Origin of the sequence: Methylobacterium tardum (assembly GCF_023546765.1) — a bacterium.
GTDB lineage: Bacteria > Pseudomonadota > Alphaproteobacteria > Rhizobiales > Beijerinckiaceae > Methylobacterium > Methylobacterium tardum.
Genome location: NZ_CP097484.1, coordinates 680,216 through 696,449 on the forward strand (window position 1 = coordinate 680,216; position 16,234 = coordinate 696,449).

Consider the following 16,234-nt stretch of genomic DNA (forward strand, 5'->3'; position numbering starts at 1 on the left):
CTCACACTGTTTTCGTGGCCGGATCGAGGCTGCGCAGCCCCGATTCGGCGCTGCGGTCGGCGGCCTCCGCGGCATCCCGGACGACCTGTTCGAGGACGCCGAGATAGCCGATGAAGCGCTGACGCCCGGTCGCCGTCAGACGGCACACCGTCTGCGGCCGGTTATGGGCGGAGCCCTTCTCCAGACTGACGAGATCGGCCTCGCTCAGCACGGCGAGATGCCGGCTCAGATTGCCGTCCGTGAGCCCGCACAATCGCTTGAGATCCGGAAAGGGCAGGCCTTTCGGATGCGCGACCAGCGATGTGAGCACGCTCAGGCGCGCCCGCTCGTGGATCGTCCTGTCGAGCCCCTCGTACGAGAAGCGCCCGTCGGTTCGGTCAGAGATCGTCATCGAAGGCTCGGGCGCCGTGATGGAGAATACAGGCCAGCCAGACCTGACCGACCAGGAAGGGTAGGCCCATGGTCCAGGGGGAGAGGGCTCGCGTCTCGGCCGAGATCGCCAGCACGGCGAGCCCGGCCAGCAGATACCAGGCGCCGACACCCTGGACGGCCCGCGGCAGGATGCGCGACGACGCGAACAGGCCGAGCCCGACCAGGACCTGCCAGAGTCCCGGCAGCATCCAGACTTCGTCGGGCGCGAATTGGGCGATCACCAGGGCGAGGCAGGCGCCGGCGCCGGCAGCCGGCAGGAAAACCTCGATGGCGTTCCACACCATCGCGTCGGCCAGCCCGGAATGCAGGCGGCGGCTGCGCCGGATCGCCTCGATGCCGATCAGCGCGAAGGCCACGAGGGCAACCGCGATCCACACGCCGAAGAACATCCCGGTCCGCGCGGCCGGATCGCCGAGCCAGAGGGCCTGACCCGTGGCGCAGGCCAGGGCAAGGCCGCCGGTGGCCGCAACCGTCGCAGCCCCGAGTCCGCGGAACGTCGTGTCCCGAGCGATCTGCGAGCGGATCGCCACGATATCGGCCAGCGCCTTGTCCAGGTCCTGCATGTGCCTCATGCCCCGGGCTGCATCATGCTTTGTAACGCAAAGTAACGGCCCGACAAGGGCACCGCAAGCCGGTTCGTGCAGGTCAAGGGGCGATATTTCTCAGCATGAGCCGACACGGCGCCTGCCCGTCGTTGCGGACGCTCCTCGTCGGCAGCGCCCGTTTCATCGTTCGCTCATGGATTTCAGCTGGAGTCCTGGGTGTCTCGCACCGGCTGGATCGACCGCGGCATCGACGAAAGCGGCAAAACTCCGTGCCGAAAAGGGTTTCTCGCGGCGGGCGCCGGGCCCATATTGATACCATGCCCGCTCCGAAGAAATCGCGCGCCGCTTCCGTCACGGCCTCGTCCGCCAAGGCGTCGAAGCCCGAATTGAAGCCCCTCGATACCTATTTGGCCGAGTTGCTGAACCCGGCGCTCAACCGCAATCGGCTGGCCCCGATCGAGCCGTCCCCTGAGCCGCCCGCGCGGCCGGGCAAGGTGAAAGGGCGCACCGGCAAGGGTGACGGCAAGGCGGCCACGCGCCGGGCCGAGATCGCCCGCGACGGCTTCGCGGAGGCCCCGCAGGCCGGTTACGCACTCGGCGACGCGGCAGATGTCGACCCGCGGCTGGCCCAGGCCCTCGGCCTGATCCCGCCGGAGGATGGTCCGGCGCCGGAAGGCGCGGACTTGCCGGATCCCGGCGCCGATGGCGGCGCCTCGGCCACCGTCACGGTCCTGGAGCGGCTGCTCACCGAGGGCAATCCGCTGTTCAAGGACGGCCAGACCTGGGTGCCGCACCGCCCGGAGCGACCGCAGAAATCCGAGGGCGGCGTCCGGTTCACGCTGAAATCCGAATTCACGCCGGCCGGCGACCAGCCGAAGGCCATCGCCGAACTGGTCAGCGGCGTGCAGGCCCATGAGCGCGACCAAGTCCTGCTCGGCGTCACCGGCTCGGGCAAGACCTTCACGATGGCCAAGATCATCGAGGAGACGCAGCGCCCGGCGCTGATCCTGGCGCCCAACAAGACGCTGGCCGCGCAGCTCTACGGGGAGTTCAAGGCGTTCTTCCCCGACAACGCGGTCGAGTATTTCGTTTCCTACTACGACTACTATCAGCCCGAGGCCTACGTCCCGCGCTCCGACACGTTCATCGAGAAGGAATCCTCGATCAACGAGCAGATCGACCGGATGCGCCACGCCGCGACCCGCGCCCTGCTGGAGCGTGACGACGTGATCATCGTCGCCTCGGTCTCGTGCATCTACGGTATCGGCTCGGTCGAGACCTACACGGCGATGTCATTCACGATCTCGCTCGGCGAGCGGATCGAGCAGCGCCAGCTGATCGCCGACCTCGTGGCGCTCCAGTACAAGCGCATCCAGTCCGACTTCGCCCGCGGCACCTTCCGGGTCCGCGGCGATTCAATTGAGCTGTGGCCCGCCCACTTGGAAGACCGCGGCTGGCGGATCGGCCTGTTTGGCGACGAGGTCGAGAGCATCGCCGAGTTCGACCCGCTCACCGGAAAGACGATCTCCGAGCTGAAGTTCGTGAAGGTCTACGCCAACTCCCATTACGTGACGCCGCGCCCGACGCTGCAGCAGGCGATCAAGGGCATCAAGCACGAGCTGAAGGGCCGAATCGAGGAACTCACCAAGATGGGCCGCCTCATCGAGGCGCAGCGCATCGACCAGCGCTGCACCTTCGACATCGAGATGATCGAGGCCACTGGCGCCTGCAACGGCATCGGCATCGAGAACTACTCTCGCTACCTCACCGGCCGGAAGCCGGGCGAGCCGCCGCCGACCCTGTTCGAGTACCTGCCCGACAACGCCCTGGTCTTCACCGACGAGAGCCACGTCACCGTGCCGCAGATCGGCGGCATGTACCGGGGCGACTTCCGCCGCAAGGCGACGCTGGCCGAATACGGCTTCCGGCTGCCCTCCTGCCTGGACAACCGCCCGCTGCGCTTCGAGGAATGGGACGCGATGCGGCCGATGACGGTCCACGTCTCGGCGACGCCCGGCAAGTGGGAGATGGAGCAGACCGGCGGCGTGTTCGCGGAGCAGGTGATCCGCCCGACCGGCCTCGCCGACCCGGTGATCGAGATCCGCCCGGCGCGCAGTCAGGTCGACGACCTGCTGGGCGAGGTCCGGGAAGTCGCGCAGGCCGGCTACCGGACGCTCGTGACCACGCTCACCAAGCGCATGGCCGAGGACCTCACCGAGTACCTCCACGAGAACAACGTCCGGGTGCGCTACATGCACTCCGACATCGACACGCTGGAGCGGATCGAGATCATCCGCGACCTGCGGCTCGGCGCCTTCGACGTGCTGATCGGCATCAACCTGCTGCGCGAGGGCCTCGACATCCCGGAATGCGCCCTGGTGGCGATCCTCGACGCCGACAAGGAAGGCTTCCTCCGGTCGGAGACCTCGCTGATCCAGACCATCGGCCGCGCGGCCCGCAACGCCGACGCGCGCTGCATCCTGTACGCGGACCACATCACCGGCTCGATGGAGCGGGCGATGGCCGAGACCGAGCGCCGCCGCGCCAAGCAGCTCGCTTACAACGAAGAGCACGGGATCACGCCGCAGAGCGTGAAGCGCGGCATCGCCGACATCCTGAGCAGCGTGTTCGAGCGCGACCACGTCCAGGTCGATACCGGCCTGGCCAAGGACGCGATCACGGTGGGCCACAACCTCAAGGCCGTGATGGCCGACCTCGAGAAGCGCATGCGCGCGGCGGCCGCCGACCTCGACTTCGAGGAGGCGGCGCGACTGCGCGACGAGCTCAAGCGGCTCCAGGCGACCGAGCTGCTGGTCTCCGACGACCCGATGGCGCGGCAGAGCGACGTGGAGCGGGAGGCCGGAAAGTTCGGCCGGAAGGCGCCGCGTGGGGGCGGAGGCAGCCGCATCGCCAAGCCGGACCTCGACAATATGGGTCCGGGGACGGACCGGGAGCTGCCCGTGGGCGGCACGGCGCCGGTCTGGCAGGAGCGGCCGAAGCCGCGCTCGACGCAGGGGCTCGGCGGGCAGAAGCCCAAATACAAGGGCGGCGGCGGACGACGGCGGGGCTGACCGCCCGTCTCGGCCTCAAGCGGCCTCGTGATCCCGGCCTCGGCCATGCATCGTCGCGGCCTCGCCCGCATCGACGATCGCCTGGGCGATCCGGAGCACGAGGGCGTTGCACGCTTCGTCGTAGGCGCGCGGATCCGCCTGCACGGCCGCTTCGGCGACCGCAACGCCGCGCTCGCGGACGATGTCGCGCGCGGTGCGCAGCGCGTCGGCGTAAGGCTCGAAGGGTCGGGGCATCGTCGCGCTCCGGAGGCGCCGGGCCTTATCGACCCGGGTTGGCGGCTGGAACGAGCGTCCCGTCGAAACTGTTCCCGCCGGCCCTGGACGCGAATGCCGCACCGGCCCAGATCATCCGCCGGTGAGAGACGAGCACACGATGGCATCCGAGACGAACACGCCCCCGCCCTCGACGACGAGACCCTGGCCTTCGCGGCCCGGGTGTTCCAGTACGCGCGGATGGGCCACGCGGAGGAACTCGCGGAGCTGTTCGGACAGGGCCTGCCGGCGAACCTGCGCAACGACAAGGGCGACAGCCTGCTGATGCTGGCCGCCTATAACGGCCAGGAGGAGGCCACGCGGGTGATCCTGGAGGCCGGCGGAGACCCGGAACTCGCCAACGACCGCGGCCAGACGCCGCTGGCCGGTGCTGCCTTCAAGAACGATCTGGCGGTGGCGCGGCTGCTGCTCCAGCACGGGGCCGCGGTGGACGGAACCGGCAGCGGCAGCCGCACGGCCCTGATGACGGCCGCGATGTTCGACCGGACCGAGATGGTCGACCTGCTGCTCCAGCACGGCGCCGATCCGGATCGCCGCGACGCCGCAGGCCAGAGCGCGGCCGACATGGCCCGGGCCATGGGCGCCCAGGCGACGCCGGGGCAGCTCGACGGGGCAGCGCGGCGGTAGTGCACGTCGCCGCGCGTTGCACCGTCGAGCCGACACGCACGGGCGCGACAGGCGCCCCACCCGGGAGCAGAGTCTTGCCGCGATCCCTCGGAACTGCCGCGCTGGCCTGCCTCGTGCAGGTCGCGTCCTTCGGCGCAGCATCCGCCGCCGAGACGCCCTGGCCCGCCTTCGGGCACGATTCCAGCAATCGCAACTTCTCCGAACTCACCCAGATCGACCGCGACAGCGTCGGCCGCCTGCGCCCCGCCTGGGTCTTCCAGACGGGCGTCACCGGCTACTTCCAGGCTCAGCCCGTGATGGTCGCTGGGACGCTCTACGTCTCCACGACGCAGAACAACGTCGCGGCACTGGACGCGCGCACCGGCCAGCCGATCTGGACCTACACGCACAAGGCGCGCACCGAGAAGATCTTCGGGCCGCCCTCGAACCGCGGACTGGCCGTTTCCGGGGGCCTCGTCTTCGAGGCGACCATGGACGGGCGGCTGATCGCCCTCGACGCGAAGACCGGGAAGATCGCCTGGGACAAGGAGGCGGTCCGGCCCGAGGAGGGCGAGAGCGAGACCGCCTCGGGCCTCGCGGCAACGCTCGGCGGCAAGCCCGTGCAGGGATCGAGCCGCCTCGGCTTCAAGATGCCCCCGCTGGTCGCCGAGGGGCTAGTGATCGTCGGCGTGACCGGCGCGGGCTACGGCCTCCACATCGAGGACGAGGCGGGCGGTCTCGACGGCGGCGCGGTGGTCGGGATCGAGGGCGGATATGGGCGGCGCGGCTGGCTCGCGGCCTACGACGCCATGACCGGCGAGGAGCGCTGGCGCTGGTACGTCACGCCGTCGGAGGGTTGGGAAGGCGGCTTCGCCGAGAAGACTGCGGATGGGACGCCACTCCACCGCGACATCGCCGCCGAGAAGGCAGCCGCACCGGCCAATCGCGACGCCTGGCGGGTCGGCGGCGGCTCCCTCTGGATGACGCCGGCCTACGACGCGGATCTCGGCCTGATCTACCTCGGGACCGGCAACCCGGCCCCGCAGAATTTCGGCCTCTCGCGACCGGGCGACAACCTCTACACGATGTGCCTCGTTGCCCTCGACGTGAAGACCGGCACGCTGCGCTGGTACTACCAGCAGGTGCCGCACGACGAGTGGGGCTACGACGTCGCCGCGCCGCCGTTTCTGCTCGACTTGCCAGGCGGCGCCAAGGCCGTGGCCTCGGCGAGCAAGACCGGCTGGATCTACGTCCACGACCGCGCGACGGGCCGGCTGATCGCGCGCTCGGCCCCGCTCATCGACCAGAAGAACCTGTTCTCCCCGCCGACGCCGCAGGGCACGGTGGTGGCGCCCGGTCCCCTCGGCGCCGTGTCGTGGCCGCCCACCGCCTATGACGGACGGCGCGCCTACGTGCAGGTCCGCCACGGGGCGACGACCTACACGGTGAAGACGGTGCCGGCGACCGCCGGGCGGCCGGAGATCCGCTACACCGAGACCGGCGAGGCCAGGGGCGAGCCGTCCTTCAGCACCCTGACGGCCGTCGATCTCGGCGATGGCGGCAAGATCGCCTGGTCGGTGCGGTCGGCGAGCCGGCTGTCGGGCGGCACGCTGGCGACCGCCGGCGGTCTCGTCTTCTCCGGCGAGGAGGATGGGCATCTAGACGCGCACGATGCGCGCGATGGCCGCGTGCTCTGGCGTTTCCAGTGCGGGGCCGGCATCAGCGGGCCGGCGATGACCTACGCCCTCGACGGCAAGCAGTTTCTGGCGGTCGCGGCGGGCGGCGCGTCGTTCACCAAGGCGTCAGGCTTCGGCACCGGCGACGCGCTCCTGGTCTTCGCGCTGCCCGATTGACCGCGGCCGAGCCCGTGGCGCGAATAGGTCAGTCACGGGCGATCGGGTAGCGCGTACGCAAGCGCAGGCCGAACACCGCCATCATGAACATGCAGCAGGTGGCGTTGTTGCCGTTGTACAGCACCGTCTCGAACGACGCCGAGACCAGCCCCAGGAACCACAGCCGCAGGAACAGCATCGTCTCCGCGTCGAGGCGGGTTCCGCCCGCCACGCGCTGAAGGTCGCGCACGGGCGCGAGCACGAACGCCACCACGGTCAGCGCAAGGAACGGCAGGCCCCCGATCAGAGCCGTGTCGAGATAGGCGTTGTGGGCGTGGTCGACGGTGTTGACCCAGGTCAGCTCCTCGGAGCCGCCATACATGGTGCGCTCTGTCATCCAGAACGCCCCGAGCCCCCAGCCGCGCCAAGGGCGGACCAGGATGTTGTCGATGGCGAACTGCCAGATCTCGCTACGGCCCGTGAAGGTGGCGTTGGTGAGGAGCGCCCCCACCGCGTCCTGGATCGACGGCACCAGGACCGAGCCGATCGAGATCAGCGAGAATCCGACGATCGGGCCGAGCAGCAGCAGCGTCCGCATGATTCCGCCCGTGAGGATCTGGCAGAGACCGGTGATCACGAGGATCACCGGCAGGAGCAGGATCGCGGTCTTGGAGCCGCTGGCGATCAGGAATCCGGCGGCCAGCAGCACGATGCTCCAGCCGAGGACGCGGCTCGCCACCCGCGCAACGTAGAGCCCGACGATCACCAGAATGACCATGGCGGCACCGGCCTCGTTCTTCTGCGGAAAGATCCCGCGCCAGAGCCCCGGATGGCTCGGGTCGGAATTGACGTCGAAGGCCGAATGGATGGCGAGGTTCGGAACGAGGGCGACCGCGAAGTAGGACGACAGCACGATCACCAGCGCGGCCGCGGCCATGGTCAGGGCGAGCTGCCGCGGAGAGCGGGCCACGATCAGCACGCCAGCCGAGAGCAGGGCAGCGATGGCGAACAGGGCCAGCCGTCGCAGCGACAGGCTCGGCTCGATGGAGAGAAGAGCCGTCCCGCTCAGCCAGACGGCGCACAGCACGAGCGGGCCTGTCACCAGTGGCCGCAGGTGCCGGAAACCGATCCGATGGATGGCGGCAACCATGGCGACACCGGTCGAGAGAAAGAGCGCCTGTGTGAGAAGGCTGCCTTCCTCCGAGGCCGCCAGGATCGACCGGTCGGACAGGTCGACGAGCCAGATGTGGTTCCAGAGGAGAACGAAGACCGCGCCGTTCAGGAGAACGCGCAGCACGTCCGGCACGACGCGCGCCGCGGTGCCGCGCTGCCGCTCCTGTACCCGGATCCCGGTTGCCGCGCCCGCAGAAGCCATCCCGTCTCACCGCGAAAGCCGCGCTCTGCGGCCTTGGTCATTCTAGCGGCGGACGGATCCAGGGCGATGGGCAATTAAAGCTTCGTCCCGACGATCGCGTGATAACCTTGACGCCGGGCCGCGATGCTCAGCGCCGCATCGTGTACTGCGAGCGCCCGGCCGATTGCCGCATCAGGAAGGACGCCATCTCGGCGAGTTCGGGCGCCTTGGAGCGAAAGGTCACGGACAGCGCCAGGAGCGTGTCCTTGTGGTCGAGCCCGGGATAGAGCCGCTCCTGGACCGGAACGTGCTCGGCACGCAGCTTGGCGGCTAGGCTGACCGTGTGCCGGGGCTTCACCACCGTGTCGGCGTCACCGGTCGCCAGGAAGGCGGGCGGCGAGAGCGGGCCGACGAAGGTCCCGGGCTGCGTCGCGGCCTTGTCGGGCGCGTCCCCGAAAACCTTGAGGGTGGTGTCTTGGTCGAGGGGCAGGAAGTCGTAGGGACCCGAGAGGCCCGCGACGGCCTTGATGACCTTGGGATCGACGCCGGCCGCGGTCACGTAACGCGGGTCGAGGCCCAGCATCAGGGCGTTGTAGGCTCCCGCGGAGTGTCCGGCCAGCACGATGCGGCGCGGGTCGCCGCCGAAGGTCGTGATGTTGTCGCGCACCCAGGCCAGGGCCGCCGCACCGTCCTCCAGGAAGCCCGGGAACGGGGCGTCGGGATAGAGCCGGTAATCGGGCAGCACGGTGACGAAGCCCTGCGCGGCGAGCGCGTGCCCGACGAAGGCATAGTCGTCCTTGGAGCCGCTCTGCCAGGAGCCGCCGTAGAAGAACACCAGCACGGGCGCGTTCTCGGCGGCCGCCGTCGGGACGTAGACGTCGAGCTGCCGCCGCGGTCCCTCGCCGAAGGGCTGGTCCTTTGCCGCGAGGCGGCCACCCGGATCACGCGGACCGATCGCGTCGAACAGGGCAAGCGGCGAGGCGGCGGTGAAGCCGAACGCGGCGAGGCCGAGGCAGAGGAGGCTGGCCAGCGCGGTAAGCAGACGTGTCATATCCCATCCGGTTGTCCCGACCGGGCCATACCGCATCGGGCTCAGGGCGGATTGATGACGGCCCGGCGGCGAACACCGGAAAAAAATCAGGTCCGCAGCACGATGCAGGCGCCACCGACCTTCCGGATCCGGCCGCACAGGCCGTCGGCCGCCTGCCGGCTCTGCGCCGGGATGCGGATCCGGTAGAAGGCGCGGGTCCCGCGGTTGCGCAGGCGCGTCCCGATGATCATCGGCCGCACCTCGCCGATCACACCCGCATAGCTGCTCCGGGCACGGTTGAAGCTCTGGAGGGCCAGCGCCTTGGAGAAATTGCCGGCGAGCTGGATGCCCCAGGGGGCCGCCGGACCCTCATTGGGTCCCAGCGCGAAGCGGTCGCCGCGGGCCGGGATCCGCAGGCTGGCGGTGACCTGCAGGCAGGTCTGGGGCGCCTCCGTCTTCGCCTCCTTCTGCTCGGGCTTTTCCGGCTTCTCGGTCTTCTCGGGCGCCCCGCCTTCCGGATACTCGATCGCCTTGGCGGGGCCGGTCCGCCAGTCGTCGGCCGGAACGCCCGTGATGGCAGCCACGTAGGCGCGGGTCTCGGCAGGCAGCCCGCCGTCCCCGGCGAGCCATTTGCTGACCCGCGTCGCGCCGCCGTTATAGGCGGCCGCGGCCAGCCCGAGATTGCCGAACTGCCTTTTCAGGTCGGCCAGCAGGTGGGCGGCGTGCGGGATCGCCTGCTCCGGGTCGAATGGGTCGAGGAGACCCCGCTCCCGCGCGGTCCCGGGCATGAACTGCGCCACACCCTGCGCGCCCGCGGGGCTCACGACGCCGACGCGAAAGCTGCTCTCGCGCCAGATCAGCCGCGTCAGGAACGGCACCGGCAGGCCGCGGGCCTTGGCGGACTCGTCGATCAGCCGGCAGAGCGCCTGCTCGACGGTCTCGGTGGCCCCTTCCGACGGGGCGGAGGCCGCCGGATGCGCGACAGCGAAGCCGAGGAGGGCGAGCAGCGCGCCGAGGCGCAGGCGTGAGATGGTCACACCGGCGCTTGTAGCGACCTCCGGTTGCGGATCAATCCATCCGGTCCGCCGCCCAGGCCGGGGCGTCGTCGCCGAGCCGGCGCGCCGCCCGGGTCCAGCGCATCGGAGCGCCCGGCACGGTCGCGGGCGGCAACAGGCGCCGCGCCGGGCCCCAGGCGGTCGCCTCGATCTCCGAGGCGCGGTCGTCCGCCGCCTCGGCGACGGGTGGCTGGTCGGGCGCTCCCGGCCCCGCAGCGACCAGAAGCGCCGCCGTCCGGGCGAGGGAGAGCCGGGCCCGGCCGCCGGTTCCGTCCGAGAGCCGGCGCGCCAGCAGCCGCAGGATCGCGGCGGCCATCATGTAGCCGGTCGCGTGGTCGAGGGCCTGTACGGGCAGAGGCACCGGGGCTTCGGCCTTCCGCCAGTCCTGCCCGGCCTGCGCGATGCCGCAGCTCATCTGAACGAGGCTGTCGAAGCCGCGCCGTCCGGCCCACGGGCCGGTCCAGCCATAGGCGTCGAGGCAGACCTCGACGAGGCCGGGCGCCAGCGCCCGCCGCGCCGCTTCGCCGTAACCGAGCCCGTCCAGGGCGCCGGGCCGGTAGCCGTGGACGAGCACGTCCGCCCTGCCGAGCAACGCCTCGAATGTCGCGCGGTCGGGATTTTGGCGCAGGTCGAGACGGGCGCAACTCTTGCCCAGCGTCACCTCCGGCTCAAGGGCGGCCTCGTTCCAGTCGGGCGGATCGATCCGCAGCACGTCGGCCCCGAAGCCCGCGAGGAAGCGCGTCGCCACCGGCCCGGCGAGCACCCGCGTCAGATCGAGCACCCGCAGGCCCGCGAGCGGCCGCTCAGGACGCGGCACCCAGCGCGATTCCGTCCGGTCGCTGGCCGGCGCGCAGGCCACCAGCGCCTCGGCCGTCACCGCGCGCCCCTGCGGATGCGCCGCCCACTCGGAAAGCCCACGCATCTCGGCGGCGCAGCCGCCCTCGGCCAGGATCGCGGCCTCCAGCTCGGTCTTGGCCCAGCCGGCCACCGCCCGGGCCATGCCGGCGCGATCCGCCTGCGCCCCGAGCACCCGCTCGGCTGCGGCTCTGTGGTGCGGGGCGTTGGTGTGGAGGCGGATCCAGCCGTCCCGGGTGGCGTAGTCGCCGGCGACGGGATCCCAGGGCGCCGGCACGGTCCAGCCCTCCGGACGCAGCGAGGTCGCGAACCAGAGCCCCGCGAGCCTTCGATCCACGCGAACCGGTCCGCGCGCGCCCGCGATCGCCGCGAGCGCCAGCGCCGCTGCGCCGATCGAGCCGCCGGCCAGCTCCGTGACCGCAAAGGCGGAGGGCAGGGCGCCGGTGCCGGTGATGTCGAGGCTGTCGAGGACGCGGGGCGGTCCCCCGAGCGCCTCCCAGATCTGCGCGGCGAATGCCTCGGCGCCTTCCATCATGCCGAACTCCCGTGAATCCGCGCGGCCGGGCAGATCATCCTTACGGCCGCAGAGACTAGGGCCGCGGCGCACGCGCGCTATAAGGGATGCATGTCAGAGGCCGAAAACCAGCCGCTCCTCGCCGTCGAGGGCTTGTCCGTCGCCTTCCGGTCCCGCGCGGGCGAGACGCGGGCGGTCGACGACATCGCCTTCACGATCCGCCGCGGGGAGACCGTGGCGCTGGTCGGCGAGTCCGGATCCGGCAAGTCGGTGACCGCGCTGGCGATCCTGCGTCTCCTCGACGGCGCGGCGCGCCAGGACGGCCGGATCCTGTTCAAGGGGCGCGACCTCGCCGGCCTGCCCGAGCGCGCGATGCGCGACGTGCGCGGCGCCGACATCACCATGGTGTTCCAGGAGCCGATGACGTCGCTCAACCCGCTCCACACGATCGAGCGGCAGATCGGCGAGGTGCTGGGCCTCCATCGCGGTCTCAGCGGCAAGGCGGCAAGGCGCCGGATCCTCGAACTCCTGGAGCTCGTGGGCCTGCGCGACGCCGAGCGCCGCATGGGCGCCTACCCGCACGAGCTCTCGGGCGGTCAGCGCCAGCGGGTGATGATCGCCATGGCGCTCGCCTGCGAGCCGGACCTGCTCGTCGCCGACGAGCCGACCACGGCGCTCGACGTCACCGTGCAGGCACAGATCCTGGCGCTGCTGGCCGATCTGCAGAAGCGCCTCGGCATGGCGATGCTGTTCATCACCCACGATCTCGGCATCGCCGAGCGGATTGCCGACCGGGTCTGCGTCATGCTGAAGGGCAAGATCGTGGAGGCCGGTGCGACCGGGGCGGTTTTCGCGAACCCGCAGCACGAGTACACCCGGCGCCTGATCGCCTCCGAGCCGAAGGGTCGGGCCAATCCCGTCCCGTCCGACGCCCCCTCGCTGGTCGAGGCCGGGCCGCTCAAGGTCTGGTTCCCGCTGAAGACCGGCCTGCTCCGGCGCGTCACCGGCCACGTCAAGGCGGTGGACGGGGTGTCCCTGCGGGTGCGGGCCGGCGAGACCGTGGGCGTCGTCGGCGAATCCGGCTCCGGCAAGACCACGCTCGGCCTCGCCCTGCTGCGCCTGACGGGCTCGGAGGGCCCGATCGTGTTCCTCGGCAAGGCGATCGACGGCTACGGCGTGGCGCAGATGCGGCCGCTGCGGAAGGACATGCAGGTGGTCTTCCAGGATCCCTACGGCTCGCTCTCGCCGCGCATGTCGGTGGCCGACATCGTCGCCGAAGGGCTGGTGGTTCAGGGCGCCGTGCGCTCCAGGGCCGAGCGCCGCGCCGTGGTGTCGAAGGCCCTCAGCGATGTCGGCCTCGACCCGGCCGCCATGGACCGCTACCCGCACGAGTTCTCCGGCGGCCAGCGCCAGCGCATCGCCATCGCCCGGGCCATCGTGCTCAATCCGCGCTTCGTCGTGCTCGACGAGCCGACCTCGGCTCTCGACCGCTCGGTCCAGGCCCAAATCGTGACCCTGCTGCGCGACCTCCAGCGCGAGCGCGGCCTCGCCTACCTGTTCATCAGCCACGACTTGAAGGTGGTCCGCGCGCTGGCGAACTACGTGGTGGTGATGCAGAACGGCCGGGTGGTCGAGGAGGGCCCGGCGGAGACGATCTTCGCGAGCCCGCAGACCGCCTACACGCAGGCCCTGTTCAAGGCCGCCTTCGCCCTCGACAGCGATGCGCCCACCGAGCTGGAGCCCGCCTGACCGTGGCGCGCGCGCTCCTCATCGTCCTCGATTCCGTCGGCATCGGCGGCGCCCCGGATGCCGAGACCTACGGCGATACCGGGTCCGACACGCTCGGGCACATCGCGGACGCCTGCATGGCGGGACGCGGCGATCGGCCCGGGCTGCGCGCCGGCCCGTTGCGGCTTCCGCATCTGGCCGCGCTCGGTCTCGGACTCGCGGCCGCCGGGGCGTCGGGCCGGATCCCGCCCGGCCTGGCACCGGATGGGGCGCCGCGCGGCGCCTACGGCCACGCCGTGGAGACGGCCGCCGGCAAGGACACGCCCTCGGGCCATTGGGAGATCGCCGGCCTGCCGTTGCCCGAGCCCTGGGGCCATTTTCCCGATACTCGGCCGGCCTTTCCCCCCGCGCTGACCGAGGCGCTCGTCGCGGAGGCGCAGCTGCCGGGCATCCTGGGCGATCGCCACGCGCCGGGCGTGGCGATCATCGACGCGCTCGGGGCCGAGCACCTGCGGACCGGCAAGCCGATCTGCTACACCTCGGCCGACAGCGTGTTCCAGATCGCCGCCCACGAGGAGGCGTTCGGGCTGGAGCGGCTCTACGCGCTGTGCCGCACCGCACGCCGGCTCTGCGATCCCTATCGGGTCTGCCGGGTCATCGCCCGGCCGTTCGTGGGCTCGGCGGAGGCGGAGTTCCGCCGGACGAGCAACCGCAAGGATTTCGCCGTGGCGCCGCCCGGCCGCACGCTGCTCGACCGGGCGGAGGCGGCGGGCCGCGCCGTGGTCAGCGTCGGCAAGATCGGCGACATCTTCGCCCACCGCGCCACGGGCCGCGAGATCAAGCCGGGCCCGAACGCCGCCTGCCTCACGGCCGGGCTCGACGCGCTCAAGGACCTGCCGGACGGCGGCCTCGTCTTCGTGAACCTCGTGGATTTCGACACGGAACACGGCCACCGCCGCGACGTGCCGGGTTACGCGGCGGAGCTGGAAGCCTTCGATGTCCGGGTCCCGGAGATCCTGGCGGCGCTCGGGCCCGGCGATCTCGCGGTGATCACCGCTGACCATGGCAACGACCCGACCTGGGCGGGCACCGACCACACCCGCGAGCAGGTGCCGGTCCTGGCCTTCGGTCCGGGGGTCGCCGGCCGCGCGATCGGGCGGCAGGACACCTTCGCGGATATCGGTGCCACAGTGGCGGCCCATCTCGGCCTGCCCTGGGACGGCGCCGGACGACCGTTCCTCTAGGGAGTGCGCACGATGCGGGACGATGACGACCGGCCGCGCAAGGCCGTCGCCCACGAGATCGGGCAGCCGCTGGACACGCTCTCGCTGTCGGATCTCGACGAGCGGGTCGCGCTCCTGCGGGCCGAGATCGCCCGGATCGAGGCGGCCCGGGCGGCCAAGCAGGCGGCGCAGGGCGCGGCCGACGCCTTCTTCAAGCGGGGCTGACGCTTGGACCGGACCGGAACGCTCGCCGCTCTTCGCCGCGGCGATCTCGACGGCGCCCGTGAGCTGCGCCTGCCCGACGGGCTCGCCGGATTCCCCCGGGAGGTGCTGGATCTCGCCGACACCCTCGAGGTTCTGGATCTCGGCCGCGGCAGCCTGACCACGCTGCCGGACGATCTCGGGCGCCTGAGGCGCCTGCGGGTGCTGTTCGGCTCCGGCAACCCCTTCTCTTGCCTGCCGCCGGTCCTGGGCGACTGCCCGACGCTGAGCCAAGTGGGCTTCCGGGGCTGCGGCATCCGGGAGGTTCCGCCGGACTCCCTGCCGCGTGACCTGCGCTGGCTGACCCTGACCGACAACCAGATCGCGCGCCTGCCCGACACGCTCGGGGAACGGCCGCTGCTGCAGAAGCTGATGCTCGCCGGCAACCGGGTCGCCGCGCTGCCCGACAGCCTGTCGGCGGCGGACAATCTCGAGCTGATCCGCCTGTCGTGCAACCGGTTCGACGCGCTCCCCGCCTGGCTGACGCGGCTGCCGCGCCTCGCCTGGATCGCCTATGCGGGCAATCCCGCGGAGCCGGCGACGGAGCCCGCCGGGGCGCCGCGCGTCCCGTGGGCCGCCCTGACGGTCGGCGATCTCCTCGGGGAAGGGGCCTCTGGGCAGGTGTTTCGGGCCGTGTGGACGAGCCCCGCCGGCGCGCAGGACGCGGCGCTCAAGCTGTTCAAGGGTGCGATGACCAGCGACGGGCTGCCCGAGCGCGAGATGGAAGCCTGCCTCGCTGCCGGGACGCATCCGGCGCTGACCGGCGCCCTCGGCCGGATCGCGGGACATCCGGACGGCGCGCAGGGGCTGCTCTTGCGGCTCCTGCCCCAGCACTGGCGCGTGCTCGCGGGTCCGCCGAGCCTCGCGAGCTGCAGCCGCGACGTCTACGCGCCGAGCCTGCGCCTCGACCCGGCGCAGGTCCTGCGCATCGCCCGTTCGGTGACGGAGGCGGTGGCGCACCTTCATGGCCGCGGCCTGCTCCACGGCGACGTCTACGCCCACAACACCCTCTGGGATGTCGCGACCGGTGCGGCGGTGCTCAGCGATCTCGGAGCGGCCTCGGCCCTGCCGGCGGGGGAGACCGGTTCGGCGCTGATGCGGGTCGAGGTGCGGGCCGTCGGCATCCTGATCGGGGAGTTGCTCGACTACTGCACCGCACCGCCGGAGAGACTGCAAAGTCTGGCACGGGCCTGCACGCAGGCCGATCCGGCGCGGCGGCCGAGCCTGCCAGAGGTCATCGCCACGATCGGGCGAGCGACCTGAGCCTTGGGTAAGCGGGCGGCAGTGTCGTCGAGATTGACGTCTCCTGGCCGCCTCCCGGCGCCTCACTGGCCCTGAGTCACCGTCGTTCCGGGGCGCCGCAGGCGAGCCGGGAACCCAGAACCGCCATGAGCGCCAGAACTTGGCACCTCGGCGTGTCCGGATCCCGGGCTCCGCTGCGCAACCCGGGATGAC

At 71.4% G+C, this 16,234-nt stretch carries 14 protein-coding genes; 7 read left to right on the forward strand and 7 right to left on the reverse strand.

The features are described from left to right. Position 1: 1 nt before the first annotated feature. Positions 2 to 391, reverse strand: a complete 390-nt coding sequence (locus M6G65_RS03320) for a transcriptional regulator (RefSeq protein WP_238198085.1) — start codon at positions 389 to 391, stop codon at positions 2 to 4. Continuing rightward, entirely contained in the window at positions 378 to 995 is a 618-nt protein-coding gene (locus M6G65_RS03325) for a hypothetical protein (protein WP_238198087.1), read from the reverse strand. The genes M6G65_RS03320 and M6G65_RS03325 overlap by 14 nt, the downstream gene beginning before the upstream one ends. A 299-nt stretch (positions 996 to 1,294) precedes the next feature. Between M6G65_RS03325 and uvrB the strand changes: the two genes are divergently transcribed. Then, complete coding sequence (uvrB, locus tag M6G65_RS03330; protein WP_250103566.1) at positions 1,295 to 4,048, forward strand: excinuclease ABC subunit UvrB; 2,754 nt, start codon at positions 1,295 to 1,297, stop codon at positions 4,046 to 4,048. Positions 4,049 to 4,063: 15 nt separating this feature from the next. Here the strand turns inward: uvrB and M6G65_RS03335 are convergent, their stop codons facing one another. Next, positions 4,064 to 4,282, reverse strand: a complete 219-nt coding sequence (locus tag M6G65_RS03335) for a hypothetical protein (protein WP_192708711.1) — start codon at positions 4,280 to 4,282, stop codon at positions 4,064 to 4,066. A gap of 93 nt (positions 4,283 to 4,375) precedes the next feature. Between M6G65_RS03335 and M6G65_RS03340 the strand changes: the two genes are divergently transcribed. Both M6G65_RS03340 and M6G65_RS03345 read left to right on the forward strand, forming a co-directional pair. Continuing rightward, entirely contained in the window at positions 4,376 to 4,948 is a 573-nt protein-coding gene (locus M6G65_RS03340) for an ankyrin repeat domain-containing protein (RefSeq protein ID WP_250103567.1), read from the forward strand. A gap of 74 nt (positions 4,949 to 5,022) precedes the next feature. Continuing rightward, positions 5,023 to 6,780, forward strand: coding sequence for a pyrroloquinoline quinone-dependent dehydrogenase (locus M6G65_RS03345; RefSeq protein WP_250103568.1), 1,758 nt, complete (start codon positions 5,023 to 5,025; stop codon positions 6,778 to 6,780). 28 nt (positions 6,781 to 6,808) lie between these two features. Here the strand turns inward: M6G65_RS03345 and M6G65_RS03350 are convergent, their stop codons facing one another. The 4 genes from M6G65_RS03350 to M6G65_RS03365 all read right to left on the reverse strand — a co-directional run bounded on the left by M6G65_RS03350 (position 6,809) and on the right by M6G65_RS03365 (position 11,588). Further along, positions 6,809 to 8,134, reverse strand: coding sequence for an O-antigen ligase family protein (locus M6G65_RS03350; protein ID WP_238198094.1), 1,326 nt, complete (start codon positions 8,132 to 8,134; stop codon positions 6,809 to 6,811). A 127-nt stretch (positions 8,135 to 8,261) separates the two neighbouring features. Further along, positions 8,262 to 9,164: an alpha/beta hydrolase gene (locus M6G65_RS03355; protein ID WP_238198096.1), complete on the reverse strand. Its 903-nt coding sequence runs from the start codon at positions 9,162 to 9,164 to the stop codon at positions 8,262 to 8,264. 86 nt (positions 9,165 to 9,250) lie between these two features. Continuing rightward, complete coding sequence (locus tag M6G65_RS03360; RefSeq protein ID WP_238198163.1) at positions 9,251 to 10,174, reverse strand: lytic transglycosylase domain-containing protein; 924 nt, start codon at positions 10,172 to 10,174, stop codon at positions 9,251 to 9,253. A 37-nt stretch (positions 10,175 to 10,211) separates the two neighbouring features. Then, positions 10,212 to 11,588 carry a CoA transferase gene (locus tag M6G65_RS03365; RefSeq protein WP_238198098.1) on the reverse strand — a complete coding sequence of 459 codons (1,377 nt, stop codon included), beginning with the start codon at positions 11,586 to 11,588 and terminating at the stop codon, positions 10,212 to 10,214. Between the two features lie 90 nt (positions 11,589 to 11,678). Between M6G65_RS03365 and M6G65_RS03370 the strand changes: the two genes are divergently transcribed. From M6G65_RS03370 to M6G65_RS03385, 4 genes are read left to right on the forward strand one after another with little or no spacing between them, the layout of a single operon-like run. Continuing rightward, positions 11,679 to 13,316, forward strand: a complete 1,638-nt coding sequence (locus tag M6G65_RS03370; protein ID WP_250103569.1) for an ABC transporter ATP-binding protein — start codon at positions 11,679 to 11,681, stop codon at positions 13,314 to 13,316. Between the two features lie 2 nt (positions 13,317 to 13,318). Beyond that, positions 13,319 to 14,539 (forward strand): phosphopentomutase, encoded by a 1,221-nt coding sequence (locus M6G65_RS03375; protein WP_238198102.1) that lies wholly within the window; start codon positions 13,319 to 13,321, stop codon positions 14,537 to 14,539. Positions 14,540 to 14,551: 12 nt separating this feature from the next. Next, positions 14,552 to 14,743, forward strand: coding sequence for a DUF1192 domain-containing protein (locus M6G65_RS03380; RefSeq protein WP_238198104.1), 192 nt, complete (start codon positions 14,552 to 14,554; stop codon positions 14,741 to 14,743). 3 nt (positions 14,744 to 14,746) lie between these two features. Next, positions 14,747 to 16,042: a leucine-rich repeat-containing protein kinase family protein gene (locus tag M6G65_RS03385; RefSeq protein WP_238198106.1), complete on the forward strand. Its 1,296-nt coding sequence runs from the start codon at positions 14,747 to 14,749 to the stop codon at positions 16,040 to 16,042. Positions 16,043 to 16,234: the final 192 nt, after the last annotated feature.

Excerpts from the sequence above, each read along its gene's own strand:
- M6G65_RS03380 (WP_238198104.1), top strand. The coding sequence starts at position 14,552 with ATGCGGGACGATGACGACCGGCCGCGCAAGGCCGTCGCCCACGAGATC.
- M6G65_RS03355 (WP_238198096.1), bottom strand. The coding sequence starts at position 9,164 with ATGACACGTCTGCTTACCGCGCTGGCCAGCCTCCTCTGCCTCGGCCTC.
- uvrB (WP_250103566.1), top strand. The coding sequence starts at position 1,295 with ATGCCCGCTCCGAAGAAATCGCGCGCCGCTTCCGTCACGGCCTCGTCC.
- M6G65_RS03320 (WP_238198085.1), bottom strand. The coding sequence starts at position 391 with ATGACGATCTCTGACCGAACCGACGGGCGCTTCTCGTACGAGGGGCTC.
- M6G65_RS03325 (WP_238198087.1), bottom strand. The coding sequence starts at position 995 with ATGCAGGACCTGGACAAGGCGCTGGCCGATATCGTGGCGATCCGCTCG.
- M6G65_RS03370 (WP_250103569.1), top strand. The coding sequence starts at position 11,679 with ATGTCAGAGGCCGAAAACCAGCCGCTCCTCGCCGTCGAGGGCTTGTCC.
- M6G65_RS03365 (WP_238198098.1), bottom strand. The coding sequence starts at position 11,588 with ATGATGGAAGGCGCCGAGGCATTCGCCGCGCAGATCTGGGAGGCGCTC.
- M6G65_RS03340 (WP_250103567.1), top strand. The coding sequence starts at position 4,376 with ATGCCGCACCGGCCCAGATCATCCGCCGGTGAGAGACGAGCACACGAT.
- M6G65_RS03335 (WP_192708711.1), bottom strand. The coding sequence starts at position 4,282 with ATGCCCCGACCCTTCGAGCCTTACGCCGACGCGCTGCGCACCGCGCGC.
- M6G65_RS03350 (WP_238198094.1), bottom strand. The coding sequence starts at position 8,134 with ATGGCTTCTGCGGGCGCGGCAACCGGGATCCGGGTACAGGAGCGGCAG.